This is a genomic window from Glaciibacter kafniensis, assembly GCF_039538945.1.
GTDB lineage: Bacteria > Actinomycetota > Actinomycetes > Actinomycetales > Microbacteriaceae > Cryobacterium > Cryobacterium kafniensis.
Window position 1 is genome coordinate 135,168 of the sequence record NZ_BAABCN010000002.1, and the last position, 25,344, is coordinate 160,511.

The window sequence follows — 25,344 nt, forward strand, 5'->3', positions numbered from 1 at the left end:
CCCGGGGTGGACCTCAGTTCGCGCTCAACCGGCGTCGAAGTGGATGGACTATTCTTCGGCGCCGAGCACCTGGGCGAGGGCGAGGTCATCGTCTGGGCTGAGAGCGGAGACGAGCATGCTTCCTCCGAATGGTTCAAGCTGGCGGGCGAATTCACCTTCTGCGATTTCGATCGCGTATAGGGCCAGCGCCCAATGGCCGTGCTTGACCGCCTCGGTGGCCCTGCGACGAAATTTCGAGTCCACCAGGTCGTCGTTCTTTTCGTGCGCTTTGAAGACATCGCCGATGATGCCGCCGGCGGCGAAGCCCAGCACGGGTGCGAGAGCGAGCGAACCAAGGATGAGCCCGAAGGCTGCACTTTGCACTGCGCGTACTCGGTCTAACTTGCCGTAGGAGGCCTTAGTCATGACTACTTGGTCTGCGTCATCCACGGTGAGTACGGCGGCACCAACAAGAGTGAGCAGCGCGGCGCCGTTCAATTCGTGGATTCGTTCGTATGCCGCCTGAGCCTGGTCCTGGTCAGAGAAATCGACGATGATGAGCGTGGACATCGATTCACCGCAGTATAAAATCGATGGACATCGCTCGGGCATCGCCGGGGACCTGGAGCGCTGCGCCGGTCTCAGAACGGCTGTCATTACGTGGACGTTGAGTCGTCGTGTCGTCGACCGCCCCGCGTTGATTGTCGGTGTGTTGCTGCATGGGTGCCTCCCCGGCCAGTTACCGTGAACGTCTCGATCACTCCACGCTACGCGCGCGAACCAGTCCTGACGAGGGTAGATATTCGAGACTGGATTGACTCGCCCGGGCCACGGCGGGGGAGTCGCTGGGCGTGCCGATCGCCCCGTGTTGCTTCACGTCAATACCCCACGAAAAAGGGGCCCCGCCGGTGCCGTTGGGCCTCTGCCTCAGAGACCCTTCCCTCCAGTGACGGGAAGGATACAGATTTGTTTCCATCACCCGTTTGAATTCATTGGTGCTGCCTCGGAACCTCGAAATGGTCTTGAAAATTTCGCAAACCTTGAGACCATCGCATTGGAATAGGTTCCAGCTGCCTGGGCGTGGGTGGCCCAGGCCAATCATCTTCCGCTGCGCCGGTCACCGAACTGGCTCAGAGGGAGATGCGGGCGTATGTTGGCCGGAATTCTCGGCACGTTGGTGCGAAGGGAGCGGACCATGTCAGATATTGATCAGAAGGGTCAGGGAAAGAGCCGCCTCGACAGCGTGGCAAAGGAGCAACACGCTCCCGACGCTGAGGACAATCGCAAACCTGACGCGATCTCGGAGGTGACGAAGCCGGCCTGGAGATACATTTTCAAGCGCACTCTGCACGAATTTTCCCGGGACGGATGCACAACGCTCGCTGCCGCCCTCACGTACTACGGCGTTCTGGCGCTCTTTCCCGCATTGTTGGCGCTCGTGTCACTTCTCGGTATTTTTGGTCAGGCCAAGCAAGCCACCGACGCCGTCCTGAAGATCGCGGCGAGCGTAGCGGATGACTCGACGGTCAAGATCATCCAGCAGCCCATCGAACAATTGGCCAGTGCACCCGGCGCCGGTTTTGCCTTTGCTGTCGGCCTGATCGGGGCGATCTGGTCCACGTCGGGCTATGTAAGCGCGTTCGCCCAGTCCATGAACCGCATCTACGAAGTCGACGAGGGCCGCCCACTCTGGAAGCTCCGCCCGGTGATGTTTCTGATCACGGTTGTGATGCTCGTGCTGGCAGTCGTCGTGGCCCTCCTGCTCGTCATATCAGGACCCGTCACGCAGGCAATCGGCGATGCTTTCGGGCTGGGTGATGCTGCTGTGCTGGTGTGGAATATTGCCAAATGGCCAATTCTCATCCTCTTCGCAATTGTCATGATCGCCGTGCTCTACTACGGCACCCCGAACGTCAAGCAGCCCAAATTTCGGTGGATCAGCGTGGGCTCCGTGATCGCCCTCGTCGTGCTTGCCGTGACGTCGTTGGCTTTCTTCTTCTACGTGTCGAACTTCGGCCACTACAACAACACCTACGGCAGCATCGGCGGAGCAATCGTGCTGCTCCTGTGGCTCTGGCTGGCGAACCTCTCGCTACTTTTCGGAGCCGAGTTCAATGCCGAGATGGAACGAGGCCGGCAACTCCAGGGCGGGATCGAGGCAGAGCAAACCATTCAGCTTCCACCACGCGACACCAAACGGAGCGAGAAGGCACTCGAGACGGAGAAAAGGGATGTCGAAAGTGGCCGCGCCATACGAGAAGAACAGGCTGCGCCGCCTTCAAATGCTGGCAGCGAGCCCCGGTGAAAGGCCTGATCCTGGGCCCGTATGGGTGACAGGACGAGGCAGCCGAGCGCATTCGGGTTCGGAGTGCCTCCAGCTATTCTCACGTTCGTATTTTGTTCAATCCAGCTCTTGACAAGAAAAAATCGGTGCCCCCACAATGGGTGTCAAGAATCGACGTTTTCAACTGGTGGGAGGGGATGACGAATGATGCACAACGTTTCTCAGGACCCGGCCATTCGCTGGAGCGACACCGGCCACGAGATCGAACGCGTCCACGGGGAAAGCGGGCCGCGCACCATGGGTGATCTCGAGGTGCAGCTGGTCGGCGATGGGGTGTGGCGAGTTCGCGATAAGCGGCTGCCCGAGCATGATGCATCCTGCGTGCTCGGAGTGATCGAGAAGACCCGCAGCGGCTATGAAGCCACCCGAGTCGGCAGAAGCCTCGAATGCTCAGTGACCGCCTCGTTCAGCGATGCCGCCGGCAGTTTCGTCTAGCAAACTCCAGGCGGTGGTCCCGTAGCGGACAAGTCCAGACGGTCCTACGGTAGCGGGCAAGTGGGCTTGCAGATCCAAAGTGGCAGTCGACTCGGTTCGAGTGCTTGCCATCCGGGACACATGATGTCCTCATCTCAATCGACCCTCACTCGTCCAGAAATACCCATGTGTACATCGACCGCGAGCCATGCCGCTTGGCGTGGCAACCGGATTCAGAGAAAGGGAAATGACATGTCGAATCCTTACCCGCCGGTTCCGCCCAGGGACGAAGACGCGCTGACAGACCTACATCGAGACGAGGCGCTGCCGCCGGCCCCAGGCGAGGAACCAACGACGGTCGAGATCTCTAGCCCCGGCCCTGGCACCGGCGACGCTGCTTCTATCGCCAAGGACGAGGCAGCGCATCTGAGTGAGCAGGCTGCCGAATCGGGACAGAAAGTTGCCGGAGTTGCCAAAGATGAGGCCGCGAAGGTCGCCTCCGAGGTGAAGGTGCAGGTCAGCGACCTCTTGTCCGAAGCCAAGGAGGAGCTCAACGAGCAGGCAACCGCCCAACAGGAACGCGTCACGGCTGGCCTGCATTCGATCAGCGATGAGCTCCAGCGCATGGCCGACAACTCGGATGAGGGCGGCATGGCTGCCGACCTTGTGCGGCAGGCTGCGGAGAAAACCGGAAGCGTTGCATCGTGGCTCGGTGATCGTGACCCAGGGTCCCTCCTGGAAGAAGTGCGCAAGTTTGCACGGGAGAAGCCGGGTACCTTTATCGCGATCGCCGCTGCTGCGGGCGTGCTGGCAGGTCGGCTCACCCGCTCAGTTGCCAGTGGGTCCGCCGACGCGCATGCGAGCACCGCGGGTGAGATGCCCTCCACGGGTACCGTGCCACCGACCGGCGTCACTTCCGGCTCGACCACGGGAGGCTCAGTGGGCACTACCGGGCCCGCGTCCTCATCGGTCAACATCGACCCAGATATCCAGGCGGGCTCGGCCACACCGATCTACGACGGAGCGTCTCTCGCGCACGGTCAGCGGGCCGGAGTCCCGCCCGAAGGTGGCGAACGGTGATGACTGATGCCCCCACCCCTTCAGAAGAACAAGCCGCGAAGAACTCTCTGGGTGACTTGCTCGGCGAGGTGACGCGTGATGTCTCCACATTGATGCGGCAGGAGCTCGAACTGGCTAAGGCGGAGCTGCGTGAATCTGCCACTCGCACCGGCAAGGCCGCCGGAATGTATGGTGCCGCGGCATACGGCGGCATGATGGCGGTGCTGTTCCTGTCGATCGCTGCTTGGTGGGGCCTGGGCTACCTCATCGGGAACGCCTGGTCAGCAGTCGTGATCGCGGTGGTGTGGGCCGTCGTGGCCCTCATCCTCTATTTGTCGGCCCAACGCAAGATGAAGACTGTGAAGGGTGCCCCTCAGACGGTCGACACCCTCAAAGAAATTCCCGAAACACTCAGAAGAAATGAGGAAAACCGATGACGAACAGCGACCCGGACCAGATCCGCGCCGACATCGAGCGCACGCGGTCCGAACTCGGCAGTGATGTGGACGCATTGGCCGACAAGGTGACCCCTTCGAAGATTGCCCATCGTCAGACCGAGAAAGTGAAGAACGCCCTCGGCTCCGTGACGGAACGCGTGATGGGGACAGCGGCGGATGCTCGTGAAGCGGGATCCGATGTGGTCGGTGCCCTCGCCGACGCCCCGCACAAGGCGGTCGAGAAGGCGAAAGGAAATCCTCTGGCCGTGGGTCTGATCGCCTTCGGGGTGGGGTGGCTCGCCGCGTCACTCATCCCGGCCAGCACGAAGGAGAAGGAGATCGCAGAGTCGCTCACTGACGCCGCCCAGCCCCTCCTGCAAGAAGTGCAGCATGCAGCGATGGACATGGCCGACGATTTGCGTGAGCCTGCCGAGGAGGCGGTTGCGGCCGTCAAAGAGACGACCACCGACGCTGCTGAGGCTGTGAAGTCTGAGGCGACATCCGCTGTCAGTGACTTGAAAGACGAAACAGTGGACGCTGCGCAGTCCGTCCAAGACGGGGGTACCCGGTCGTAACTAACCACGCAATATAACCCGCTTCGCTCGAATCTCGCTCGTCCAGCTCTGAAATTCAGTCATCCGAGGAGGAAACATGTTCTATCACGTGCAGCGATTGATCAATGAGATTGTTCCGGACGAACCAGATCCAGCTGCCGCGAACGCCCTTCAAGAGGGGCTCGGTGGTCAATTCGGCGAGATGCGCACGATGATGCAATACCTCTTTCAGAGCATGAACTTTCGAGGGGCCAGCGCGAAGCCCTATCGGGACTTGATCCAGGGCATCGGCACCGAGGAGATCAGCCATGTGGAACTCATCGGCACAACTATCTCTCGGCTATTGGATGGGTCACCGCGTTACCAGGGTAAGCAGAGCGACCCGCTGGACACCCCGGGCGCCGGGGGAGCAATCCCACTGGAGATAGCGCTGTCGCAGGGCAACATCCACCATTATCTGGTGGGCGCCCAAGGGGCGCTACCGGTGGACGCGGCTGGCAACCCATGGAGCGGTAGCTACGTCTACAACTCGGGCAATCTCGTGCTGGATCTGCTTTACAACCTCATGTTGGAGTCGACTGGACGCCTGCAGAAGTGTCGCATCTATGAGATGACTGACAACGCCACCGCACGCTCAACCGTCGCCTACTTGATTGTGCGCGACCAGGCACACGAAAACGCGTACGCGAAAGCGCTAGAGACCCTCGGCGTGGATTGGAACAAAGCACTACCCATCCCGAAGACCAATGCGGAGAAATTTCCCGAGGTTGCGCGCCTGCTCGATCTCGGGCTGCAGAGCAAACAGTACACATTCGACCTTGCCAATCAATCGGAGGCCGGCAAGATCTTTCAGGGTCTCGCTCCCTCCAACGATGGCACCACCCTGGACGCCAGTGAGCAGGCCCCGGAGGGCGTACCCTCGCAGATCGCCCCCGAGCGCTTGGAAGAATTCGCTCCGGGTCTCGACCCTGCGTTGCTTGAGTTGATCCAGGCGACCGCGGCCATGGAAATGGCAGAGGTCGACATGACGTTCGGGGCGCTGAAGAGCACGGCGGCCCAAGCTTCGGAGCCGCCCGTGTCGAATACTCCGAACCCCTCGACGAAAGCCCACCAGAAAGGCTCGTCTCACTCGAAAGCCGCCGCGAAATCAAGTAAGAAATGAGCTCCACCATGTGCCGGGTGGCTTTGCGCGGCCAAACGCAGGCCAAACCGTTCAAAGAAAAACCACTGACCAGTACCGGTGAACCAACGACATGGATGGAGCACGAACGTGAATGAGGCAAGTCAGGTTCCCGGTGAAGGTGACGCTCACACGCAAGACGAACCGGTAATGGAACAAAACGACGTCTCCGAACGAGCGAAGCTGAACGGGATCATCGCCCAGACGCTCTCCGACCTCGGAGGGCAGCATCCTCTCACCGACATCGAGGCGGTCGTTCGCCAACGAAGCGCCGAGACAGGGCTCAGCTACTCATCTAATGAAGTGTCAACTGCACTGCAGGAGGCGATAGGGCACGTTGGTGCCGACGGCATGTCCGAGTAGACGCTTCAAGCCTTCGTCGGAAGTCCGGGTTCGCGAACGAGTGAAGGCTCCGCCGGCCACAGCCGACGGAGCCTTCGCCGTTGCTAGTCCTTGAGAGTGTCCTTGACCTTCTCGCCGGCCTGCTTCAGATCCGCCTGGGCCTGGTCGACCTTGCCTTCGGCCTTGAGCTTGTCGTTGCCGGTCACATCGCCAACGGCTTCCTTGCCCTTGCCTGCCGCCTTTTCAGCAGCATTCTTGATCTTGTCAGTACCACTCATTTTCTTGCTCCCTCTGTTGCTTGGAAGAGACTGTCGTCGCTATCGTAACTCTTCCTTCCCCCGCTTGGGGGGCATATGCTCAAAGCAAATTTCGAGCTTGATTGGGCAGTAAAAAGAGCTTGATTGGGCAGTAAACAGCAGGAACGAGGAGCCGTGATGAAAGGAAAGATCCTGTTTGTGGCTGGCGTTGCGACCGGGTTTATGCTCGGCTCAAAGGCGGGCCGGCAAGCGTACGAACGCATCATGACGCGTGCGAAACAGACGTGGGAAGACCCCGCCGTGCAGAAGACCGTCTCACAAGTCGGACAGTTGGCTCAGGATGCCGCGTCTGTTGCACACACGAAAATGTCAGAAGCGATGGACCACACCGCAACGACCGAACCTGAGCATGAAGCGGAGCACAGCGCGACCGCTGACGAGCCGACCGCGATCGTTGACTCGAACGAATCAAACGGCATTGCCGACACGACGCGCAACCCCGGCGGCGAACAGAACCAGAGTTGAACCTGAACAGGCGAATCTCTCGCATCGGGGTGGCCGAAACGAACTGTTGACAACAATGCGGCGTTTTGCTGCAGGCGAAGACTGCTGAGGAACCGCTTCTCCGGAGCTTCCCCACGTCGGCGGCCGCTGCTACCGTTCCCTCATGAACCGACAAGACCTCTTTCTCATGTCCGATGCTGCGCTTCGTGATGTGATCGACATGATCGATCACGAGCAACTGTCGCTTGCTGCCCCCGCCGAGTGGTCGCGAAAGCCTGACCCGACTCTTCGCGACATCCTCGCCTCTCACGCATTCGATGAGGCATGGGTTCCAGACGTGCTTGCAGGTCGCACCGCGGAGGAGGTTGGCGGCCGGTATGAGGGAGACTTGCTCGGCGACTACCCGATTGCAAGTTACGACAGAATCAATGATACAGCGACCCACGCTGTCACTCGGGACCTCGATTTCGACAAGATCGTGCACCTCAGCTACGGGGATTTCTCCCTTGGCGAGTACCTCGAGCACATCAGTATCTATCGGGCGTTCCAGGCCTGGTCGATCGCGCGCTTCCTCGGACTTGACTACTCTCTGCCGGGTCCACTCGTCGACGGACTCTGGGAGATCATCGGACCGCAGGTCGACGGTTTTCGGGCAATGGGCGTGTTTCCGCCCGAGATCCGGGTGCCAGAGGACGCCGACAGCCAGACCCGGCTGCTCGCGAAGGTCGGATACTGGGTGCCCTGAACCTCCGCGAGCGATTCCACTGCCACCCACGATGGGGCGGGGCGTTTCGAGAAGGATGTATGGGCGCTCACCCATCTTTCCCCGCCGACGCCGAAGTAGTGTCAGTGAATGAACGATTCACGAGAGACCATCGTCGTTGGCTTCATAGCCGATCCAGGCTTGCCGATTAAACTGGCCGAGAGGTTCCAGAAGACACTTCCCGCGTCTCTCGCTGAGTCAGTTGATTCTGAGGTTGAGTGGCGCGTGCAAGTCGTCGAATTTTCATTGCCGCTCAACGACGCCGGAGTCGTCGAATTGAACAAGGATTCGGCACTCTTGCGCGATCAGTGGAACTGGGACTATGTCGTGTATCTCACGGATCTTCCCAAATACGTCGAAAACGAGCCGTTGATTTCCAGCGCAAACGTCGCGTTCAAGACTGGAATGATCGTGCTGCCATCGTTGGGAGTGGTGCGCAGCCGGCGGTTGAAGCGTGCTCTTTTGGAGGTCTTGGCGGCACTTCACGGCGCAGAGGCGACGAAGGATCAGCGACGAGGCAAAGATTCTCTGACGAGACGTGCGCTCTACCGCGAGACAGACTCAGATACTCCTCATGACCAGGACACGTTCGAAACGGTCAAGGGCTTTCTCGGACGCCTTCTCTTGCAAGCCGGGATGGTGCGCAGCAACAGGCCATGGCGATTGCTTCCCCAACTTTCATCAGCGATGGCTGCGGCCATCGCTGCCGGGGCTTTCGGCATTTTCTATACGAGCATTTGGAGCATGGCCGATTTCGCCAGTCCCTGGAGACTATTCGGCATCAGCATCTTGTCGATTGCAATATTGAGCACATGGCTTATGGTGTCGAACAGCCTCTGGGAGCGCCCGCGAGGGGGACTCAAGCGAGAACGGCAAATAACCTACAACGTTGCGACGGCAACCACGCTTGTGGTCGCGGTGGCCAGCATGTACGTCGGCCTCTTTGTCGTTATTCTTGCTGGTTCACTCATGATCATCAACAGCGGATTCATGGCCCAACAGCTCGGGCATGAAGTTGGGTTCGCAGACTACGTCAATCTCTCCTGGCTCTCCGCTTCACTGGGCACGATGGCTGGCGCTTTGGGTTCGAGTCTGGAAAACAAGGAATCCGTGCGCAGGGCTACCTTCAGTAGCCGCGAATATGAGCGCCGACAGACAACGATTCGTCAGAAGATCGAGAAAATGGAGCCGAGTGAGGGCCTCGAAGGCGAAGCGAAATAACAAGAGCGGAGAGGCATCGGGTGCGCAAGTTCACCCTCTCGTCATGCTGGCGGCACCATTCTTCTCCCATCGGGTCACGCCGGCTGCGGCTGCGTTCGCCGTTCGAAGAGAACGAGAACCACGGCGGCGAGGCAGAACACGGCGAGGATCGGGGATGCGAGTTCCACGGCCATTTGCAGTCCGAGCGCGGTCGCGAGCATGCCCGCCCCGATCGCAACGACAGCCTGCACGACGTAGGCGAGCAGGTAGAGCAGCGACAGCGTCGCCCCGCGGTGGTGCGCGGGTGCGGTGCGGTTGATGAGTGAGAGCCCGCCCGTGAAGGAGAAGGAGTATCCCATCCCGCCGATGATGCACCACAGCAGAAGGACCAGGATCGATCCTGTCGCGCTCGCCGCCGCCATCAGCCCGAGTCCGATCACGGAGAGTGCGCCGCCGATCAGGATCGTGGTGTGCGCGTGCATGCGCGAGAGGAAGAGCGCGGTGATGCCGATGGTGGCCGAGGAGACTCCGAGCAGGGCGCCGATCGCGAACAGGTTCGTCGTTCCCGTGAACTCTCGGGCCATGTCCGCGCCGAGAGACAGGAACATCGCGCCCACCGCGTAGGCGATGGACACCGAGATGGTGGCCAAGACGAACGGGCGCAACATCCCCGGCGCGACTCGCGGCAGCGCGAATGTCCACCGCTGTCCGACCGTCTCGTCGTGGGGTGTGAACAGTGTGAGCACGAATGCGACGATCGTGAGTGCGAGAAGTGCGACGAAGCTCAGGACCAGGGGGAGTGGCGCGTATTCGGCGAGCAGGCCGGAGATCACGAGCGCGAGCGTGAGACCGGCCGACGTGGAGACCGTCGTCAGAGAACTGGCGATGCGTGGGTTGCCCGTGTAGTTGTTCTCGACGAGTGCAGCGCTCGCGGCGCCGATCGCAAAGCCGGTGCCGACCCCCTGCAATACGCGGCCGAGATAGAGGAATCCGACGTTCGGGGCGATCGCGAAGACGATGGCCGACAGAGCGATCAGAGCGACGCCGATGAGGATCGTCTTTCGGCGTCCGATGGTGTCGGACAGGCTGCCGAAGAAGAGCAGCACGAGCAGCAGCGAGAGCGGATAGACCCCGAATACCGATGTTGTCACGGCGGCCGACAGGTCCCATTTCGCCGCGTACACCGGATAGAGCACGCTCGGTGCGCCGCTCGCCCAGAGAGGGCCAGCACGAGAGAGGCTGACCAGAACGTTCCGCGCTTGCCGAATTGTTTCATAGGGATAACCTAGCTTGGTTTTTCAAAGTCACGTACAATGGAGGCATTATGAAACCGAAATCGACGTGCCAGATCGTTCGCACCCTCGACGTGATCGGTGAGAAGTGGTCGTTGCTCATCGTGCGCAATGCGCTGCGTGGGCAGACGCGCTTCTCGCAGTTCGGGGAGAACCTGGGGCTGTCCTCCGACATCCTTGCGAATCGTCTAGCGAAGCTGGTCGACACGGGCATCTTCGAGAAGCAGGACTATCACGAGCCCGGAGAGCGGATGCGGTCTAGCTATCACCTGACGCCCCGCGGAGAAGGGCTGCGTGTCGTGATGGCCGCAATGATGCAGTGGGACGACGAGTTCAACCCCTCGCCGCTGAGCGGTGGTTCCCGGCTCGTCGAGGCAGATGGCGAGCGACCCCTTCGGCTCGCGTTTCTAGACGCGCAGGGTGGCGAAGTCGACGGCAATGCCGTCGCCATTCTTCCTCGCGCCGTCGGCGTCGTGGGCTGGTAGGCGCCAGCTGAAAGCTGGTAGGCGCCAGCTGAAAAACGGATGGCCACCCCGGGCGGTCGGGGCGGCCATCCGCTGCGGAGTGAGCGCGGCTCAGTCGCGTTCGCCCGCGCCCACGAGCTCGTGCCCGCCGGGTGCGTCATCGGCCGACGCGGCATGCTCAAGGTCGGCGGTGGTGGCGACGGCGTCGTCACGCGCAGAGGTAGCGGGAGCAGGCTCTGTCTTCAAAGCGGGGATGAAGGCCACGATGACGGCCGCGACCACGGCGACGCCAGCGCCGATCGTGAGCACAGTGTGGAAACCGGCCTCGCTCGGCACCGCGACGCCGCCCAGCTGAATTGTCATCTGCGCGAGCACGATGCCCACGATTGCGGAGCCCGTCGTGGTGCCCAGTGAGCGCATGAGTGTGTTGAAGCCGTTCGCGGAGGCGGTCTCGCTGCGCGGCACGGCGCTCATGATGATGGCGGGCATGGCCCCATAGGCGAACGCGACGCCGCTGTTGACCACGAGGCCGGCGAGGAGGATGCCCCAGGCGTGACTCATTGCGAGCAGCGCGACGCCGTAGCCCGCGGCGAGGATGACGACTCCCAGCAGGAAGGTGAACTTCGGCCCGCGCTTGTCACTCATCCGTCCGCCCACTGGGGAGAGCACGAGCATCATGAGGCCGGCCGGGGCCATCCAGAGACCGGCCGCGAGGATCGACTGGCCGAGGCCGTAGCCCGTCGCCGATGACAGCTGCAGTACCTGCGGAAAGACGAGCGAGCTCGCGTACATGCCGAATCCGACGAAGATCGACGCGATGTTGGTGAGCAGAACGCGGGGTCGTGCGGTCGTGCGCAGATCGATGAGCGGGTCGGTCGTGCGCAACTCCCACCAGCCCCACAAGCCGAAGACGACGACAGCCGCGGCCAGCATTGTGATCGTGAGTGGGGATGACCATCCCCACGCGGATCCCTTCGAGATTCCGAGGATCAAGGCGACGAGGCCTAGTGCTAGTCCGGCGGCGCCGACCCCGTCGAAGCGTTGCCCCGAAGCGCCGGCGGGAACGGCGGGAACGATCTTCCAGATCGTGAGCGCGATGAGTCCGCTTACGATGGCGGCGGCCCAGAAGAGGATGCGCCAGGAGGAGAACTCGATCACGGCGGCCGAGATTGGCAGCCCGATCGCGGCGCCGGCTCCGAGCGTGGCGCTCACGGTCGCGATCGCCGATGACAGCCTCTCCTTCGGCACCACATCACGCAGCAACGCGATCCCGAGCGGAACCATGCCGGAGCCAAGCCCCTGCAGCGCGCGTCCGAGGATCATGATCTGCACGTTCGGGGCGATGGCGCAGACGATGGCGCCGAGGGCGAGCGGCAGCGCGAGCAGCAGGATCATCCGGCGCTTGCCGAAGAGATCGCCGAGGCGACCGGAAATCGGCACGGCAACCGCCGCGGCGAGCAGCGTTGCCGTGAAGATCCAGGTGGTGTTGTCGGACGTGGTCTTGAAGATCCCAGGCAGCAGGGCGACCAGCGGGGTGACCATCGTCTGCGTGAACGCGGATGAGATACCAGCGGATGCGAGGGCGGCGATTATGAGCCCTGGGCGGGCGACGGTCTTGGCCATATGGGGGAGTCCTTCCGACAAGCGGTGCAATGCAGCTGAATGCATCATGCATATGTAGTCTACATATGTATTCTACATATCTTCTGTTAGAATTGGCTCGGACGAGGAGGGCCGCCATGGACCGTCGCATCGGTGATATCGAGTACGAGCAGATGCTGCTGAGCCGTCATACGATCGCGCAACAGCGCGGGCGTGTGATCGAACGCAGCTCGTATCTCCTACTGAGTCGCATCCGCTCTGATGGCCCGCGCTCGATCGGTGAGCTGAGCGAGACGCTGCGCCTCGACGCATCGACGCTGCAGCGACAGACCGCGGTGGCCGTGCGCGACGGGCTGCTCAAGCGCGTCGACGACCCCGCTGGCGGCATCGCCCGCAAGTTCGCGCTCACCGAGTTCGGACTCGAGAGCCTGGTCCAGTCGCGTGACCGGTCGATCGCCGCACTCGGGCGCATCCTTGTCGACTGGACCGATGACGAGGTCGCCGACTTCGCCGACGCTCTGCACCGCTTCAACGTCGACATCGAGGAGTACAGCGCATCCGTGCGCGCCGCCGCACTCGACTGACGTGTCGTTCGCGTGCTGTGAGGCAATCGACGACCGATAGTATGTGCTCTGTTCGCGGCGACGATGTTGTTGGTAGCCGTCTCCTCGTAGATAGGAATTCCAACGTGCGCCTTCGCCCCATCGCTATCACCGCCGTCGCTGCGCTCGCTCTGACGCTGGGTTGGCCAGGTGCTGCGTTCGCCGATGCGCCGTCGGCGACCATCGCCATGGCAGACACGTCACTCGTCGCCGGTGAGACCTCGCTCGTCACTATTACTTTCACCGAACCCGTAACCGGCTTCGACAACGCCGACCTCAGCATCGCCAACGGCACGCTGTTCGACCTGGCTACCGGCGACGGCGGCGTGACATGGACCGCCACTTTGGTACCCACTGGCGGAGTCGAAGATTCCACCAACCTGATCCGGCTCGACCTCACCGGTGTCACGGACGGCTCAGGGAATGCGGGCTTCGGCGCGGCCGAATCGAACAACTACGCGATCGATACCCGGCGTCCAACGGCGACCATCGTGGTGGCAAACAGCGCGCTCGGAGTGGGCCAGACTTCCCTCGTCACGATCATCTTCTCCGAGGCCGTTACCGCCTTCACCCGCAACGACCTCACCATCGACAACGGCTCGCTGTCCAACCTGAGCTCCTCCGACGGCGACATCACTTGGACAGCCACCCTCACCCCGTCGGCGGGCCTCAACGACAGCTCCAACCTGATCACGCTCGACCTCACCGGCGTCACGGACCCCTCCGGCAACACCGGCACCGGCACGACAGACTCGAACAACTACGCGATCGACAGCCAACGCCCGACTGCAACCATCGTCTTGACGAACACTGCCCTTCGCGCCGGTGAGACCTCGCTCGTCACGATCACCTTCTCCGAGGCCGTTACCGGCTTCGACAACGCCGACCTCAGTATCGCGAACGGCACCTTGTCCGCCGTGAGGTTCTCCGACGGCGGCGTCACATGGACAGCCACGTTCACCCCAAGCGCCGAAGTCTTCGATGCAACCAACATCATCAAGCTCTTCAATCCAGGTCTGACCGACCTCGCCGGCAACGCCGGTACCGGCGAGACCAACTCTGCGAACTACTCGGTCGATACCGTGCGCCCCACGGCGACCGTCGTCATCGACGACGACGCGCTACGCCTTGGCGAGACCTCGCCCGTCACGATCATCTTCTCCGAGGCCGTCATCGACTTCGACAACACCGACCTCAACGTTGCGAATGGCACACTGACCGCCGTGAGCTCCTCCGACGGCGGCATCACCTGGACCGCCACATTCACCCCCACGTCAGGTGTCGACGATTCCAGCAACCTGATCAGCGTCGATATGACCCGGTTGCACAATGCGACGGGCAACACCGGCACCGGAACGACAGACTCGAACAACTACGCGATCGACACCGTGCGCCCGACTGCAACCATCGCCGTGTCAGACAGCGCGCTCGGGATCGGCCAGACCTCCCTCGTGACGATCACGTTCTCCGAGGCTGTTACCGGCTTCGACATCTCAGACCTCAGCGTTGCAAACGGTACCCTCACGAATTTGATCACGAACGACAACATCACCTTTCTCGCCACCCTCACTCCGACGGCCGGCATCAATGACGTCACCAACCTGATCATGCTCGACGTCTCCGCCGTCGTGGACGGTGCCGGCAACGCGGGATCAAGCTTGAGCCTGTCGAACAACTACAAAATTGACCATATTCGCCCGACCGCGACCGTCGCTCTGTCAGGCGACGGCGTGCTCGTCGCCGGTGAGACGTCGCTCGTGGCGATCACCTTTTCCGAAGCCGTAACCGACTTCGACAACGCCGACCTCAGCATCGCGAACGGCGCACTGACCGACGTGAGTTCCTCCGACGGCGGCATCACGTGGACGACCACGTTGACCCCGACAGCCAACGTTTCTGCCTCGTCCAACGTCATCACGCTCGCCCTTACAGATGTGAGCGACCTGGCTGGCAATGCCGGTTTTGGCACGGCTGACTCCGCGAATTATTCAGTCGACACTGTGCGTCCGACGGCGACCATCGTTGTGGCCGACACGTCGCTCGCTGCTGGTGAGACCTCGCTCGTTACGATCACCTTCTCGGAGGCCGTCACCGGCCTGACGAGTGATGACTTCACCGTGTCGAACGGTGCGCTGGGATCGCCCACCACCGCTGACGGTGGGAAGACCTGGACTGCTACCCTCACTCCGACGCCCGGAGTCGAGGATGCGACGAACGTCATTTCCCTCAGCCTCGTGGGTGTGGTCACACTGGCGGGCAACGTTGGTGTCGGAAATGCGGAGTCCAACAATTTCGCAGTGGCCACTACGCCTGTTCCTATCGCCACGCCTGTTCCTGCCGCCACGCCTGTTCCTCTCGCCACGCCTGTTCCTCTCGCCACGTCTGCCAAGCCTGCCCAGGCGACGGCATCGGCGCTCGCAGCGACCGGAGCCGAGGCTGGCGGCGTCCTGGGTGCTGGCCTGCTGCTTATGCTCCTCGGCGCCGCGGCGTACCTTGTTCGTCGACGCGTCACACGCGCCTGAGGAGACCCCATGGCAGCGAAGCAGCCAGCGATGTCACCGTCCGACCTGCCGGTCGCGGAGGTGCTCAACCGCGCCACAGGCCCTCGGCGCACCGAGGCTGACGAACTGCTCGCGATGTTCGGCGAGATCAGCGGAGAGCAACCGGTCGTGTGGGCGGGCCGCATCATCGGATTCGGCACGTTCGAGTATCGCTACGAGAGCGGGCACGGCGGCCGCTCCCCCCTGCTGGCCTTCGCTCCGGGCCCGACGAAGCACACGATCTACCTCCCCGAGAATTTCTCGGAGCGCTGGCCCGATCTCATGGCCAAGCTCGGCAACTACCGTGCGAGCAAGGTCTGCCTCTATCTCACTCGGTTGACGGGGGTGGATCGCAGTGCGCTGCGCACCCTGCTTGAGCACTCGCTCTCCGAGGCGCGGTCGCAGGCGGTCTGAGCGTCGCGCACACGATGTGGCGCTTTCACCTTCGACGTGCGATTCACCAGCCCCACGTTCCCGGTGCCCCCTTGAAGGGGCCAACGACCCATGACGTGATCCAACCGCCGTAGAAGTCTCCTTCCTGGGCCGTTACGGTCTCCCCACCCACGGTGCAGCGCTCCATCGCCCCGGGGTACACCGCGACCCGGTCGGCGAGTTGCTCGTACCCGGGTGTCGGCACCGGATAGAACCAGGCTGCACCGACGGCGCTTCCCACTGAGAGGTAGTGCGCCTCACCCTTGAACTCGCAGAAGGATTGCCCCCGCGCCGGCTGCAGCACGCCCGGCGCGAACGCGCTGCGCGGCAAATAATAGACCGGCGGATGGCTCGTTTCGAGAACGCGCACAACGTCACTGGTGTCGACCACGCGCTGCCCATCGACATCCACAGTGACCCGCTGGTTCATCCGTTCGACTCGCGGGGGTCTGGGATAGTCCCAGACAGATTCTTGGCCCGGACCGGGAGCGATCCGACGATGCTGCAGACGGTTGGGATTCATGGCAGCAGGCTAGTGCGCGCGGCTGTATCGTGCCTGACCCCGATGCGGTTCGGGTGTCCAGTTCAGCTCTCGTGGACGGGTTAGCATCGCTGGTGGGAGCATCCGTCGATGCCTTCGCACTGTCTCATACCCCGATGCCAACGGTTGTTGAACGCAAGACACACGAAGTGTTCGCAGGATTGGCATCCACGAAAGGAACAATCGTGGTCAGCTTTCGAACAACACTGTGGGCCGCCGGCGGCAACAATGTGGGCATCGTCGTGCCTGAGGAGGTTGTGCTCGGCTTCGGCCGCGGCAAACGCGTGCCCGTCGTCGTCACGATTGATGGCGGGTACTCATACCGCACCACCATCGCATCGATGGGTGGTCGATTCCTGATTTCGTTCAACGCCGAGACCCGAGCCGCCACCGGCAATGGCGCGGGCGACGAGGTCGAGGTCACCCTCGAGGTCGACGACGCACCGCGCACCGTCGAGATCCCTGCAGACCTGGCAACGGCATTCGACGCGGACCCGGTGGCGGCGAAGGTCTGGGCGACCCTCTCGTACAGCAAACAACGCGCACATGCCGAGTCCGTTGCAAGCGCGAAGAGCGACGACACCCGATCGCGGCGAGTGCAGAGCGTCCTGGAGACGTTGCGATCTTAGGCGGGGGTGGGGCGCTGCCTGCTTGCTTCGCGCATCGGGAAGCAGCCACAATGGGGGAGTTGCCGAGCTGTGGTTGCCATTGGGGAATGCAGCGATGATCGGCCCCGACCTGAAGGGCCGGTAGTGCGGTTCCATCCGAAGAACCAGATCGATTCGCTCACGGCTCGCAGGCCGCGGCCGGCATGGCGGACCGCCAAGCCAACGTCGTCGGATGAGCATCCGTTGAGTGATCGCTCAGATCTTGATCGCGCCGCAGATGCGTTTCTGCTCGTGCGGGGACGACTGTTTGGTATTGCCTATCGCATGCTCGGGAGCGTGGCAGACGCCGAAGACATCGTGCAAGATGTCTGGCTGCGCTGGCAGCGCTGCGATCGCGATGCAGTCCGTGAGCCGGCCGCGTTTCTGGCTACGACGACTACCCGGCTCGCCCTCACCCTGTTGCAGTCCGCGCGCGCTCGCCGTGAAGCGTATGTCGGACCCTGGCTTCCGGAGCCGCTCGATACCAGTACGAGTCCGGAGGTCAGCGTCGAGCGCAATGAGACGATACAGATTGCCGTGCTCTTTCTTCTCGAGCGGCTCTCGCCCGTTGAGCGGGCGGCATACGTTCTGCGCGAAGCATTCGGGTATCCCTACAGCGAGATTGCAGAGATTCTCACGGCGACCGAAGTCAATGTGCGTCAACTCGTCAGTCGCGCCCGCAAGCATCTCGCGATTGAACGGCACGCGCCGGTCGGGGCTACGGAGCAGCAACGGTTTCTCACCGCGTTCCTCGAAGCCGCGCAAGCGGGTGATCTCGCAGCCCTTGAGTCAGTTCTCACCGCGGATGTCGTGAGCTACTCCGACGGCGGCGAGCGCTTCCAAGCTGCGCGGATTCCGCTTGTCGGACGAAGCCGCGTCGTCAAATTTGTGATGGCGGTGTCGGAGTGGTTTTGGGACGGTGTCGATGTCGAATGGGTCGAAGCCAACGGGCAGCCTGCTGTTCGGCTGTCTGCCCACGGCGAGCAGATCGCACTCATCGCGGTCTCTGCGACGACCGAAGGAATCGACCGCATCTTTTGGATGATGAACCCGGAGAAGCTCGACGGAGTGCTGCCCAATCCCGCCCCTGACCTGCCCAACTCGGCCAGCCTCGACACAACGGCGTCGACCTCGGCGAGAAATTAGTCATCTCCCAGAGCGCGGTCACAAGCCTCAGAAACCGGGATCATCCGGGTCGATCAGATCCGCGAACTGCTGGTTTCCGGCCATAAACGATGCGACGACCGGGCAATACACGGTGACGCGCAGGCCGCGCTCTCTAATATCGTCTAGCGCGTTGGCGATGAGGTCTGCGGAGATGCCACGACCACGGAACTCCGGAGCAACGTTCGTCGTGAGAATAACGACTCGGCCGGCCGCCTCGCGGTATCGAAGGTTCGCCAGTTCGCGGTCGCCGATCACGGCGACGTAGATCTGCGCGTCATCGTCGCGGTGTACGGCTATCTCGGAATCGGCGTCGGCCGAGGGGCGGTCAACCTCGCGAAGCGCGTCGGCTGTCACTTCGTCGACGAGCGCTGCGGTGCCCTCATCGAGGGTGCCGGTGCCATCGGGATACCCCGCCGCATCGGGATACTCCATCGGCTTGAACTCATCTGCTGTACTCATTGCGCTGCTCCTTCTCCTCGTGACAGGCGGCTCGGTGGGGGAGGGACGCCTCGACCGAAGTCCCATCACGAGCTATGACCGGGCTGACGACCTCATTGTGACAATCGCGTCGAATGGAGGAGACTGCGTCGAGAGTTACTGTCACAGCGCATGACCCGAGGCGGTCAGAGCTATGGCCGGACTTACCGGAAGCGGCCACAGCGCCGAGAGAGCGTAGGAGTGAACGAACATGGCGACAACGGATGTGAACCCAACGATCGCGCCAAGCGGTGACGGGTGTGTCGAATGTCTCGGCGGTGGTGGCTGGTGGTTTCACCTGCGACGCTGCGCGGAATGCGGCCATATTGGCTGCTGTGACAGCTCCCCGGAGCAGCATGCACGTGCACACGCAACTCACACCGGTCACCGCGTCATTCGTACCTTTGAACCCGGCGAGGAATGGTTTTGGGACTACTCAGCCGAGGCGTATCTCGAGGGCCCGGAGCTTGCCGAGCCGGCACACCGCCCTCTCGAGCAGGCGGTACCCGGCCCGCTCGGCGCCGTGCCGGCTGACTGGAAGTCGTTGCTGCGGAGGTGACTCGGCCATTTCGGTGATCGAGGAGCGCGCGAGCTTGCGAGCACGCGTCTCGAGATCTCGCGAGCCAATCCTTGAACTCGAGTTGACTTCGAACATCGGCTCGCGAGGTCTCGACCCGATCGCGGGCGGCCTCTTCGACCAACGAAATGGTCCGAGTCGGTCACAGGCGAGCGGGCCATCCGGTCATAGCTCTGTGACGGCCGGGAACACTCCGCGCCGCACAGACGGAAGGTTCGCTCATGTCCAAGATCGTCGTTATCGGAGGCACCGGCCTCATTGGGTCCAAGGTCGTCGCAAAGCTCACCGCCCACGGCCATGAGGCGATTGCCGCCTCACCGAACTCGGGTGTCAACACGATCACCGGCGAAGGACTGGCCGAGGTACTCACCGGCGCGCAGGTGGTGCTCGACGTGTCGAATTCGCCTTCGTTCGCCGACGACGACGTGATGAACTTCTTCACCACGGCCACGACCAACATCATCGCCGCAGCGAAAGACGCGGGCGTCGGTCACTACGTCGCGCTGTCGGTCGTGGGTGCCGAGCGGATGACGGACAGCGGGTATCAGCGCGCGAAGGTCGCCCAGGAGAACCTCATCACAGGCAGCGGCATCCCGTTCTCGCTTATTCATGCGACTCAGTTCTTCGAGTTCGTCACGAGCATCGCGGCCACGGCGACGGTGGGCGACGAAGTCCACCTTTCCCCTGCCCTGATCCAGCCGATCGCTGCGGAAGACGTGGCAACCGCGGTGGCCCGCACGACCGCTGGCGCTCCGCTGAACGGCACCATCGAGGTGGCCGGCCCCGAACAGTTCGGCCTCGACGCACTCATTCGCACCGGCCTGGCGTTCGCGGGCGATCCGCGCACCGTGATCGCAGACCCCGAAGCCACCTATTTCGGTCAGAAACTGGGGGAGCGGATGCTGCTGCCGGGCGAAGGGGCTGTCATTTTCGAGACTCGCTTCGAGGAATGGCTGACGAGCGCCGCTCCGGCACGGTTGTCCGCTTCCGCGAAGTAGACGCTTCGACATCCGTGCCGCCACTGAAAAACCAACGTGAATCGGCGCGCAGACGTAACGACCCCCGGGCCCGCTGGACCGGGGGTCGTTCGTGCGATCGGCGGCGGGACAGCAACTCGGGTGCGACCGCGGGTCAGTCCCGATTCCAGTGGTGGAGCTTGTCGGGGTTGAGCACGATCCACGCATCGACGATCTTGTCGGCTTTGATATTCACGCTGAGCACGCCGATCACCCGATGAGACTGCCGAAAGACGAGCCCGGCATGTCCATTCACCGACTGCTCGGAGACGGTCATGGCGGGCGCCCCAGCAAAGAGGCGCATGAGGAGACGAGCGGCCCGCTCGACGCCCCGCACCGGCGATGGGTTATCCGGCATTGTGCCGCCGTCATCGACGAGCACGGTGACCTCCGGATGAAGCGTCGATTGCACCTCGGTCTCATCGTGGGCCGCGCAGCCGGCAAGAAGAGTGAGCACGATGCTGCGACGCCGTTCCGGGGACAGTTCGTGCTTCGTTCGCAGCTGAATCTGTGTGCGGGCAGAACGGGCGAGTTCGCGAGTGTCATCGCGCGACCGCCCGACGACCTCAGCGATTCTGTGAAAGGAGACGCCGAAGACGTCGTGAAGAATGAACGCCACTCGCGCTTCCGGCGTGAGCGACTCGAGCACGACGAGAAGAAGCACCTGCAACGATTCGTCGAGCGTGATCCGATCGACCCGATCGGCATCCGGGTTCGTCGGCTCAGCGAAGTCGGAAGCCATTTGTTCTCCTCTCCGATGCTGCGCAGCCTGCGGGGTTCGGGCCGGTGCCGAAGGTCAAGCGACAGCACGCGAGACGTGACCGAGTTTGTCGGGGTTCATCATCCACAGAAGCTGCTGAATCCCGTCGTCACCGACGGTCATCGTGAGCGCCGTCGTGACGGTTCCGTCCTCCGTCAACGTCACGGCATGCTGACCGTTCAACTCGACCCAGTCGATGGTTTTGCCGAGCCAGAAGTGGCTCGAGAACGCGGCAACGAACTTCGCGACCCGGCTGCGTCCGGCGACGGGAATCCGGGCGGCCAGTTTCGCGCCGTTGCCGTCGGAGTAGCTGACGACATCGGAGGCGAAGAGCGCTTCGAGTGCCGTGACGTCCCCGTTCTGAGCCGCCTGCAGAAACGCGGCGAGCAGTCGTCGCTGCTCGGTGGATTCGACCGGCACGCGGCGCTCGGTGGCCAGACGCTTTCGCGCACGGCTGACCAGCTGCCTCGTCGCCGGCTCCTTCTGCTGCACGATGTGAGCGATCTGACCATACGGGTAGTCGAAGGCCTCCCGAAGAATGTAGGCCGCGCGCTCAGTGGGCGTCAGCTTTTCCAAGAGAAGAAGCATCGCGAAGCCCAGGGCCTCACCGCGCTCCGCCCCGAGGCCCGGATCGTCGCTGGTGTTGATCGGCTCCGGCAGCCAGGGGCCGATGTAGGTTTCGCGGCGGTGATGCGCCGACTGCAGAACGTTGATCGACAATCGGGTGGCCGCCGTTGCCAGAAAAGCGGGCGGGTCAAGCACCACGCTTCGATCGCAGGTCTGCCAACGCAGCCAGACGTCCTGAACGATGTCCTCGGCATCCGCTGAGCTGCCGAGCATGCGGTAAGCGATGCCAAAGAGCCTGCGTCTGACGGTTGCGAACACGGCAGCCGCGTCGTTCAGGGCGTCTCCGGCAGAACTCTCGGTGATGAGCGACATAGGCATTCCTTCGACGGGGACCGAGCCACTTCGATCCGCTGCAAGCTATGACCGCATAGCCCGCCTCTTTGTGACGGACTGTCACAAGATCGCGCCTGATCCGGTCATAGCTGATGTGACGCTGCTCGCCGAGCTGCAGAGGGAAAGGTAGACATGAAAATCGTCGTCGTTGGAGGCACCGGGCTGATTGGCTCGAAGGTGGTCAATCTGCTCGCTCGCACAGAACACGAAGTGGTAGCGGCCTCACGGGCGACCGGGGTCAACTCGTACACCACCGAGGGGCTAGAGAAGGCTCTCGACGGAGCGGAAACCGTCATCGACCTCTCAAACTCGTCATACACCGACCAGGAAGGGGCACTCGATTTCTTTTACACTTCTACCCTGAACCTCCTCACCTTCGGGCAGGCCGCCGGCGTTCGTCATCACGTCGCGTTGTCCGTGGTCGGCACCGACCGACTTGCGCAGACTGAGCGGGGCTACTTCTTCGCCAAGGACGCCCAAGAGACGCTGATCCGGCGCTCCTCGCTGCCGTATTCGATCGTGCATGCCACGCAGTTCTTCGAATTCGTGCGGAGCATTGGAAATGCCGCGACCCGGGGCAATGTCGTGCGCCTGTCTCACGCCCGTGTGCAGCCGATGGCTGGAGACGACGTGGCCGCCGCCGTCGTGCGAACCGCCCTGGGCGAACCGACGAACTCAACCGTTGAATTTGCCGGCCCAGAGGTGTTCGGGTTGACGGAGCTCGTGCAACTCGAGCTGCGATCGCGCAACGACACCCGTCAAGTCGTCGCCGACCCGCTTGCGCGCTATTTCGGAAACGCACTGGCCGAGAATGAGCTTCTGCCCGCACCGGATGCCTACACGTTTCCGACTCGATTCGAAGACTGGCTGCAACAGGTCAAGTCAGCGAAATCCCTATCGCAAACCCCCCTGGCGACATAGCGTTAAGTATCGTTCGCAGTTCACGGAGGAGGTCACCATGGGTGGTTCGTTCCCAACTGGCGGGTTTGGTCCCGGCGGTCGCAGCGAGGGCATGTGGCAGATGATGGAGCAGTTGCGCTCAACATTCGAGAAGCGCTCTGGCGCCCGCATGGGCAGAGGCGATGTGCGCGCGGCTGTGCTCGCGCTCCTCGCCGAGCAACCGATGCACGGCTACCAGATCATTCGCGAGATCGACGAGCGCAGCAATGGACGGTGGAAGCCCAGCGCCGGTTCGGTCTACCCGACACTGCAACTGCTCGCCGACGAAGGGCTGATCAGCGCAGAGGAGTCGAACGGCCGCAAGACCTACGCGCTCACCGAAGCGGGTCGCGCAGAGGCGCCAGCGGCAGGCGGGTCGGCGCCGTGGGAGAACATGGGCGCGGATGACGGCTCCGGGTTCGCTGCGCTGCCCAAGGCCGGTTTCGAGCTCGCCCAAGCGGCAGCCCAGGTTGGTCGCACCGGAACCCCTGAACAAATTCAGCAGGCCGTGACGGTGCTGGGCGAAGCGCGCCGTCGGATCTACTCGATCCTCGCGCAGGACTGACGAGGGTGGCGTCGGTTCGCCGGGAACGCGCAGATTCGATGCCCGGCGCCGCAAACACCCGTGCCCGCTACCGCCGTATCCTGCGTTTTGCCGGGTGGTATCTGACACAGACGTGGTGGTACGAGCTGTTTCTTCCGCGCATCGGGCTCGCAAGAGTCGCAGAACGCACCAGGGCACGGCGGATGCAGCGCTTCGCCCAGCGATTTCATCTGCTCGCGGTTGAGCTCGGCGGGCTGATGATCAAAGTCGGCCAGTTCATGTCGTCGCGGCTCGACATTCTGCCGCCCGAGATCACCACCGAGCTCGAGGGGCTGCAAGACGAGGTGCCGCCCGTGCCATTCGCAGACATTCGTGCGCTCGCCGAGGCGGAGTTGGGGATGCCGCTCGAGCGTGCGTTCGCGGCCGTCGACGAGTCACCGGTGGCCGCGGCATCCCTCGGTCAGGCTCATCGTGCCTGGCTGGCCCCGCTCGACGTCGCCGAGACCGGCCTGAGCAAGGTGATTGTCAAGGTGCAGCGGCCGGGAATCGACCGGATCGTTGACGTCGACCTGGCGGCATTGCGCAAGGTGGGCGGCTGGCTCAGCCGGGTGCGGCTGGTCTCCGACCGTGTCGACATGCCTGCCCTCATCAAGGAGTTCGCGTCGACGAGCCTCGAAGAGATCGACTATCTGCACGAGGCGATGAGTGCTGAGCGCTTCGCGGCAGACTTCGCCGGCGACGAGCGGATGGCGGTGCCCGCGGTCGTCTGGGAACGCACGACTCGGAAGGTGCTCACTCTCGAAGACGTGACGGCGATCAAGATCACCGATGTCGCGGCTCTGCGCGCGGCGGGCATCGACCCGGCCGAGGTGGCTCCGCTCTTCGCGGCAGTGATGTTCGACCAACTGTTCACCAACGGCTTCTTTCACGCCGATCCGCATCCGGGCAATATCTTCGTCACCCCGGCGGCCGACGGGGCCGGTGGGCGACCCTGGAAATTGACGTTCATCGACTTCGGCATGATGGGCGAGGTGTCCTCCGGCACGCGCAGCGGTCTACGGAAGCTGCTCATTGCGGCGGCCTCGCGCGACGGCAAGGGGTTGGTGGATGCGATCCGCGACGTGGGAGTGCTGCTGCCCTCCGCCGAGACGACCGAGCTCGAGCGGGCAATGGTTCAGCTCTTCGCCCGGTTCGGCGGCATGGGCTTCGCCGAGCTGCGCGATGTGGACCCGCGTGAGTTTCAGGACTTCGCCGTGCAATTCGGAGACATGGTGCGCTCGCTGCCGGTGCAGCTGCCCGAGAACTTTCTGCTCATCATCCGGGCGATGTCCCTCACCTCCGGGGTGTGTAGTGCGCTCGATCCCCAGTTCAATGTGTGGGATTCCATCGAGCCATATGCGGCGCAGCTGCTGCGCGAAGAAGGGGGAAACGCGGTGACGGATGTCGCGCAGCAGGCACTGGAGATCGCCGGCGTGGTCTGGCGCCTGCCGAAGCGACTGGATGGGATTCTCACCCGCCTCGAGGACGGCACATTGTCGGTGGCGATCCCCAGCATTGACCGGCGGATCGACCGGCTGGAGCGCACCGCACGGCGGGTGATATCCGCACTCCTCTTCGGGGCCCTCCTCGTCGCCGGTGTCCGGCTTCGCGCCGACGATGTCGTGCTCGGCTCGGTGCTGCTGCTGGTGTCGATCATCCCGTTGCTGCACACGCTGTTCTCGGGGCGCCGCGGCTGAGCCATTCGCCGCCCG

28 protein-coding genes and 1 pseudogene are annotated in these 25,344 nt (G+C 62.8%); 21 read left to right on the forward strand and 8 right to left on the reverse strand.

The features are described from left to right. Positions 1 to 48: 48 nt before the first annotated feature. On the reverse strand, positions 49 to 549 hold the full coding sequence (locus ABD791_RS01100) for a DUF1269 domain-containing protein (RefSeq protein ID WP_345061436.1): 501 nt from the start codon (positions 547 to 549) through the stop codon (positions 49 to 51). Between the two features lie 514 nt (positions 550 to 1,063). Here ABD791_RS01100 and ABD791_RS01105 point away from each other — a divergent pair. From ABD791_RS01105 to ABD791_RS01135, 7 genes and pseudogenes are all read left to right on the forward strand, one after another. After that, the gene (locus tag ABD791_RS01105; protein ID WP_345061438.1) at positions 1,064 to 2,284 is read left to right on the forward strand and encodes a YihY/virulence factor BrkB family protein; all 1,221 of its coding nucleotides are present in this window, start codon (positions 1,064 to 1,066) and stop codon (positions 2,282 to 2,284) included. 183 nt (positions 2,285 to 2,467) lie between these two features. Further along, entirely contained in the window at positions 2,468 to 2,758 is a 291-nt protein-coding gene (locus tag ABD791_RS01110; protein WP_345061439.1) for a hypothetical protein, read from the forward strand. A gap of 231 nt (positions 2,759 to 2,989) precedes the next feature. After that, on the forward strand, positions 2,990 to 3,817 hold the full coding sequence (locus ABD791_RS01115) for a hypothetical protein (protein ID WP_345061441.1): 828 nt from the start codon (positions 2,990 to 2,992) through the stop codon (positions 3,815 to 3,817). Then, positions 3,817 to 4,233: a phage holin family protein gene (locus ABD791_RS01120; RefSeq protein ID WP_345061443.1), complete on the forward strand. Its 417-nt coding sequence runs from the start codon at positions 3,817 to 3,819 to the stop codon at positions 4,231 to 4,233. The genes ABD791_RS01115 and ABD791_RS01120 overlap by 1 nt, the downstream gene beginning before the upstream one ends. Further along, positions 4,230 to 4,808, forward strand: coding sequence for a DUF3618 domain-containing protein (locus ABD791_RS01125; RefSeq protein ID WP_345061445.1), 579 nt, complete (start codon positions 4,230 to 4,232; stop codon positions 4,806 to 4,808). The genes ABD791_RS01120 and ABD791_RS01125 overlap by 4 nt, the downstream gene beginning before the upstream one ends. A gap of 76 nt (positions 4,809 to 4,884) precedes the next feature. Continuing rightward, positions 4,885 to 5,829, forward strand: a pseudogene (locus tag ABD791_RS01130) (manganese catalase family protein); the annotation flags it as partial. Positions 5,830 to 6,117: 288 nt separating this feature from the next. After that, positions 6,118 to 6,330, forward strand: coding sequence for a hypothetical protein (locus ABD791_RS01135; protein WP_345061447.1), 213 nt, complete (start codon positions 6,118 to 6,120; stop codon positions 6,328 to 6,330). Positions 6,331 to 6,413: 83 nt separating this feature from the next. On the opposite strand, the gene ABD791_RS01140 is transcribed toward ABD791_RS01135, so the two are convergent. After that, positions 6,414 to 6,587, reverse strand: a complete 174-nt coding sequence (locus ABD791_RS01140) for a CsbD family protein (RefSeq protein ID WP_345061449.1) — start codon at positions 6,585 to 6,587, stop codon at positions 6,414 to 6,416. 156 nt (positions 6,588 to 6,743) lie between these two features. On the opposite strand from ABD791_RS01140, the gene ABD791_RS01145 reads away from it, so the two are divergent. From ABD791_RS01145 to ABD791_RS01155, 3 genes are all read left to right on the forward strand, one after another. Beyond that, positions 6,744 to 7,091: a hypothetical protein gene (locus ABD791_RS01145; RefSeq protein WP_345061451.1), complete on the forward strand. Its 348-nt coding sequence runs from the start codon at positions 6,744 to 6,746 to the stop codon at positions 7,089 to 7,091. A 142-nt stretch (positions 7,092 to 7,233) separates the two neighbouring features. Next, the gene (locus ABD791_RS01150) at positions 7,234 to 7,815 is read left to right on the forward strand and encodes a DinB family protein (protein ID WP_345061453.1); all 582 of its coding nucleotides are present in this window, start codon (positions 7,234 to 7,236) and stop codon (positions 7,813 to 7,815) included. 108 nt (positions 7,816 to 7,923) lie between these two features. Next, positions 7,924 to 9,054 (forward strand): hypothetical protein, encoded by a 1,131-nt coding sequence (locus tag ABD791_RS01155; RefSeq protein WP_345061455.1) that lies wholly within the window; start codon positions 7,924 to 7,926, stop codon positions 9,052 to 9,054. Between the two features lie 74 nt (positions 9,055 to 9,128). Here ABD791_RS01155 and ABD791_RS01160 read toward each other — a convergent pair whose 3' ends face one another. Beyond that, entirely contained in the window at positions 9,129 to 10,301 is a 1,173-nt protein-coding gene (locus ABD791_RS01160; RefSeq protein ID WP_345064421.1) for an MFS transporter, read from the reverse strand. Positions 10,302 to 10,357: 56 nt separating this feature from the next. Here ABD791_RS01160 and ABD791_RS01165 point away from each other — a divergent pair, with 56 nt between their 5' ends. Then, entirely contained in the window at positions 10,358 to 10,810 is a 453-nt protein-coding gene (locus tag ABD791_RS01165; RefSeq protein ID WP_345061457.1) for a winged helix-turn-helix transcriptional regulator, read from the forward strand. 90 nt (positions 10,811 to 10,900) lie between these two features. Here the strand turns inward: ABD791_RS01165 and ABD791_RS01170 are convergent, their stop codons facing one another. After that, on the reverse strand, positions 10,901 to 12,460 hold the full coding sequence (locus ABD791_RS01170) for an MFS transporter (RefSeq protein WP_345061459.1): 1,560 nt from the start codon (positions 12,458 to 12,460) through the stop codon (positions 10,901 to 10,903). Between the two features lie 68 nt (positions 12,461 to 12,528). Here ABD791_RS01170 and ABD791_RS01175 point away from each other — a divergent pair, with 68 nt between their 5' ends. The 3 genes from ABD791_RS01175 to ABD791_RS01185 all read left to right on the forward strand — a co-directional run bounded on the left by ABD791_RS01175 (position 12,529) and on the right by ABD791_RS01185 (position 15,947). Next, positions 12,529 to 12,975 (forward strand): MarR family winged helix-turn-helix transcriptional regulator, encoded by a 447-nt coding sequence (locus ABD791_RS01175; protein WP_345061461.1) that lies wholly within the window; start codon positions 12,529 to 12,531, stop codon positions 12,973 to 12,975. Between the two features lie 104 nt (positions 12,976 to 13,079). Beyond that, the gene (locus tag ABD791_RS01180) at positions 13,080 to 15,515 is read left to right on the forward strand and encodes an Ig-like domain-containing protein (protein WP_345061463.1); all 2,436 of its coding nucleotides are present in this window, start codon (positions 13,080 to 13,082) and stop codon (positions 15,513 to 15,515) included. Positions 15,516 to 15,524: 9 nt separating this feature from the next. After that, entirely contained in the window at positions 15,525 to 15,947 is a 423-nt protein-coding gene (locus tag ABD791_RS01185; protein ID WP_345061465.1) for a DUF1801 domain-containing protein, read from the forward strand. A 43-nt stretch (positions 15,948 to 15,990) separates the two neighbouring features. Here ABD791_RS01185 and ABD791_RS01190 read toward each other — a convergent pair whose 3' ends face one another. After that, the gene (locus tag ABD791_RS01190) at positions 15,991 to 16,488 is read right to left on the reverse strand and encodes a DUF427 domain-containing protein (protein ID WP_345061467.1); all 498 of its coding nucleotides are present in this window, start codon (positions 16,486 to 16,488) and stop codon (positions 15,991 to 15,993) included. Between the two features lie 134 nt (positions 16,489 to 16,622). Here ABD791_RS01190 and ABD791_RS01195 point away from each other — a divergent pair, with 134 nt between their 5' ends. After that, positions 16,623 to 17,135: a YdeI/OmpD-associated family protein gene (locus ABD791_RS01195; protein WP_345061469.1), complete on the forward strand. Its 513-nt coding sequence runs from the start codon at positions 16,623 to 16,625 to the stop codon at positions 17,133 to 17,135. 222 nt (positions 17,136 to 17,357) lie between these two features. Next, positions 17,358 to 18,299: an RNA polymerase sigma-70 factor gene (locus ABD791_RS01200; RefSeq protein ID WP_345061471.1), complete on the forward strand. Its 942-nt coding sequence runs from the start codon at positions 17,358 to 17,360 to the stop codon at positions 18,297 to 18,299. Between the two features lie 27 nt (positions 18,300 to 18,326). Here ABD791_RS01200 and ABD791_RS01205 read toward each other — a convergent pair whose 3' ends face one another. After that, positions 18,327 to 18,779, reverse strand: a complete 453-nt coding sequence (locus tag ABD791_RS01205; protein WP_345061473.1) for a GNAT family N-acetyltransferase — start codon at positions 18,777 to 18,779, stop codon at positions 18,327 to 18,329. A 229-nt stretch (positions 18,780 to 19,008) separates the two neighbouring features. Between ABD791_RS01205 and ABD791_RS01210 the strand changes: the two genes are divergently transcribed. Beyond that, positions 19,009 to 19,356, forward strand: a complete 348-nt coding sequence (locus tag ABD791_RS01210; protein ID WP_345061475.1) for a UBP-type zinc finger domain-containing protein — start codon at positions 19,009 to 19,011, stop codon at positions 19,354 to 19,356. 239 nt (positions 19,357 to 19,595) lie between these two features. Beyond that, positions 19,596 to 20,372: an SDR family oxidoreductase gene (locus ABD791_RS01215; RefSeq protein WP_345061477.1), complete on the forward strand. Its 777-nt coding sequence runs from the start codon at positions 19,596 to 19,598 to the stop codon at positions 20,370 to 20,372. Positions 20,373 to 20,505: 133 nt separating this feature from the next. Here the strand turns inward: ABD791_RS01215 and ABD791_RS01220 are convergent, their stop codons facing one another. Both ABD791_RS01220 and ABD791_RS01225 read right to left on the reverse strand, forming a co-directional pair. Then, the gene (locus ABD791_RS01220; RefSeq protein ID WP_345061479.1) at positions 20,506 to 21,132 is read right to left on the reverse strand and encodes a sigma factor-like helix-turn-helix DNA-binding protein; all 627 of its coding nucleotides are present in this window, start codon (positions 21,130 to 21,132) and stop codon (positions 20,506 to 20,508) included. A gap of 54 nt (positions 21,133 to 21,186) precedes the next feature. After that, a complete protein-coding gene (locus tag ABD791_RS01225; RefSeq protein WP_345061481.1) occupies positions 21,187 to 22,089 on the reverse strand; it encodes an RNA polymerase sigma-70 factor in 903 nt (300 codons plus the stop codon). A gap of 153 nt (positions 22,090 to 22,242) precedes the next feature. Here ABD791_RS01225 and ABD791_RS01230 point away from each other — a divergent pair, with 153 nt between their 5' ends. The 3 genes from ABD791_RS01230 to ABD791_RS01240 are packed head-to-tail and all read left to right on the forward strand — an operon-like array spanning position 22,243 to position 25,329. Then, entirely contained in the window at positions 22,243 to 23,031 is a 789-nt protein-coding gene (locus ABD791_RS01230) for an SDR family oxidoreductase (protein ID WP_345061483.1), read from the forward strand. 37 nt (positions 23,032 to 23,068) lie between these two features. Then, positions 23,069 to 23,614, forward strand: coding sequence for a PadR family transcriptional regulator (locus ABD791_RS01235; protein ID WP_345061485.1), 546 nt, complete (start codon positions 23,069 to 23,071; stop codon positions 23,612 to 23,614). A 38-nt stretch (positions 23,615 to 23,652) separates the two neighbouring features. After that, positions 23,653 to 25,329 (forward strand): ABC1 kinase family protein, encoded by a 1,677-nt coding sequence (locus tag ABD791_RS01240; RefSeq protein ID WP_345061487.1) that lies wholly within the window; start codon positions 23,653 to 23,655, stop codon positions 25,327 to 25,329. Positions 25,330 to 25,344 lie beyond the last annotated feature (15 nt).

Coding starts and splice junctions, on each gene's coding strand:
- ABD791_RS01100 (WP_345061436.1), bottom strand. CDS start 549: ATGTCCACGCTCATCATCGTCGATTTCTCTGACCAGGACCAGGCTCAG.
- ABD791_RS01110 (WP_345061439.1), top strand. CDS start 2,468: ATGATGCACAACGTTTCTCAGGACCCGGCCATTCGCTGGAGCGACACC.
- ABD791_RS01115 (WP_345061441.1), top strand. CDS start 2,990: ATGTCGAATCCTTACCCGCCGGTTCCGCCCAGGGACGAAGACGCGCTG.
- ABD791_RS01120 (WP_345061443.1), top strand. CDS start 3,817: ATGACTGATGCCCCCACCCCTTCAGAAGAACAAGCCGCGAAGAACTCT.
- ABD791_RS01125 (WP_345061445.1), top strand. CDS start 4,230: ATGACGAACAGCGACCCGGACCAGATCCGCGCCGACATCGAGCGCACG.
- ABD791_RS01135 (WP_345061447.1), top strand. CDS start 6,118: ATGGAACAAAACGACGTCTCCGAACGAGCGAAGCTGAACGGGATCATC.
- ABD791_RS01140 (WP_345061449.1), bottom strand. CDS start 6,587: ATGAGTGGTACTGACAAGATCAAGAATGCTGCTGAAAAGGCGGCAGGC.
- ABD791_RS01145 (WP_345061451.1), top strand. CDS start 6,744: ATGAAAGGAAAGATCCTGTTTGTGGCTGGCGTTGCGACCGGGTTTATG.
- ABD791_RS01150 (WP_345061453.1), top strand. CDS start 7,234: ATGAACCGACAAGACCTCTTTCTCATGTCCGATGCTGCGCTTCGTGAT.
- ABD791_RS01155 (WP_345061455.1), top strand. CDS start 7,924: ATGAACGATTCACGAGAGACCATCGTCGTTGGCTTCATAGCCGATCCA.
- ABD791_RS01165 (WP_345061457.1), top strand. CDS start 10,358: ATGAAACCGAAATCGACGTGCCAGATCGTTCGCACCCTCGACGTGATC.
- ABD791_RS01170 (WP_345061459.1), bottom strand. CDS start 12,460: ATGATGCATTCAGCTGCATTGCACCGCTTGTCGGAAGGACTCCCCCAT.
- ABD791_RS01175 (WP_345061461.1), top strand. CDS start 12,529: ATGGACCGTCGCATCGGTGATATCGAGTACGAGCAGATGCTGCTGAGC.
- ABD791_RS01185 (WP_345061465.1), top strand. CDS start 15,525: ATGGCAGCGAAGCAGCCAGCGATGTCACCGTCCGACCTGCCGGTCGCG.
- ABD791_RS01190 (WP_345061467.1), bottom strand. CDS start 16,488: ATGAATCCCAACCGTCTGCAGCATCGTCGGATCGCTCCCGGTCCGGGC.
- ABD791_RS01195 (WP_345061469.1), top strand. CDS start 16,623: ATGCCAACGGTTGTTGAACGCAAGACACACGAAGTGTTCGCAGGATTG.
- ABD791_RS01205 (WP_345061473.1), bottom strand. CDS start 18,779: ATGAGTACAGCAGATGAGTTCAAGCCGATGGAGTATCCCGATGCGGCG.
- ABD791_RS01210 (WP_345061475.1), top strand. CDS start 19,009: ATGGCGACAACGGATGTGAACCCAACGATCGCGCCAAGCGGTGACGGG.
- ABD791_RS01215 (WP_345061477.1), top strand. CDS start 19,596: ATGTCCAAGATCGTCGTTATCGGAGGCACCGGCCTCATTGGGTCCAAG.
- ABD791_RS01220 (WP_345061479.1), bottom strand. CDS start 21,132: ATGGCTTCCGACTTCGCTGAGCCGACGAACCCGGATGCCGATCGGGTC.
- ABD791_RS01225 (WP_345061481.1), bottom strand. CDS start 22,089: ATGTCGCTCATCACCGAGAGTTCTGCCGGAGACGCCCTGAACGACGCG.
- ABD791_RS01230 (WP_345061483.1), top strand. CDS start 22,243: ATGAAAATCGTCGTCGTTGGAGGCACCGGGCTGATTGGCTCGAAGGTG.
- ABD791_RS01235 (WP_345061485.1), top strand. CDS start 23,069: ATGGGTGGTTCGTTCCCAACTGGCGGGTTTGGTCCCGGCGGTCGCAGC.
- ABD791_RS01240 (WP_345061487.1), top strand. CDS start 23,653: ATGCCCGGCGCCGCAAACACCCGTGCCCGCTACCGCCGTATCCTGCGT.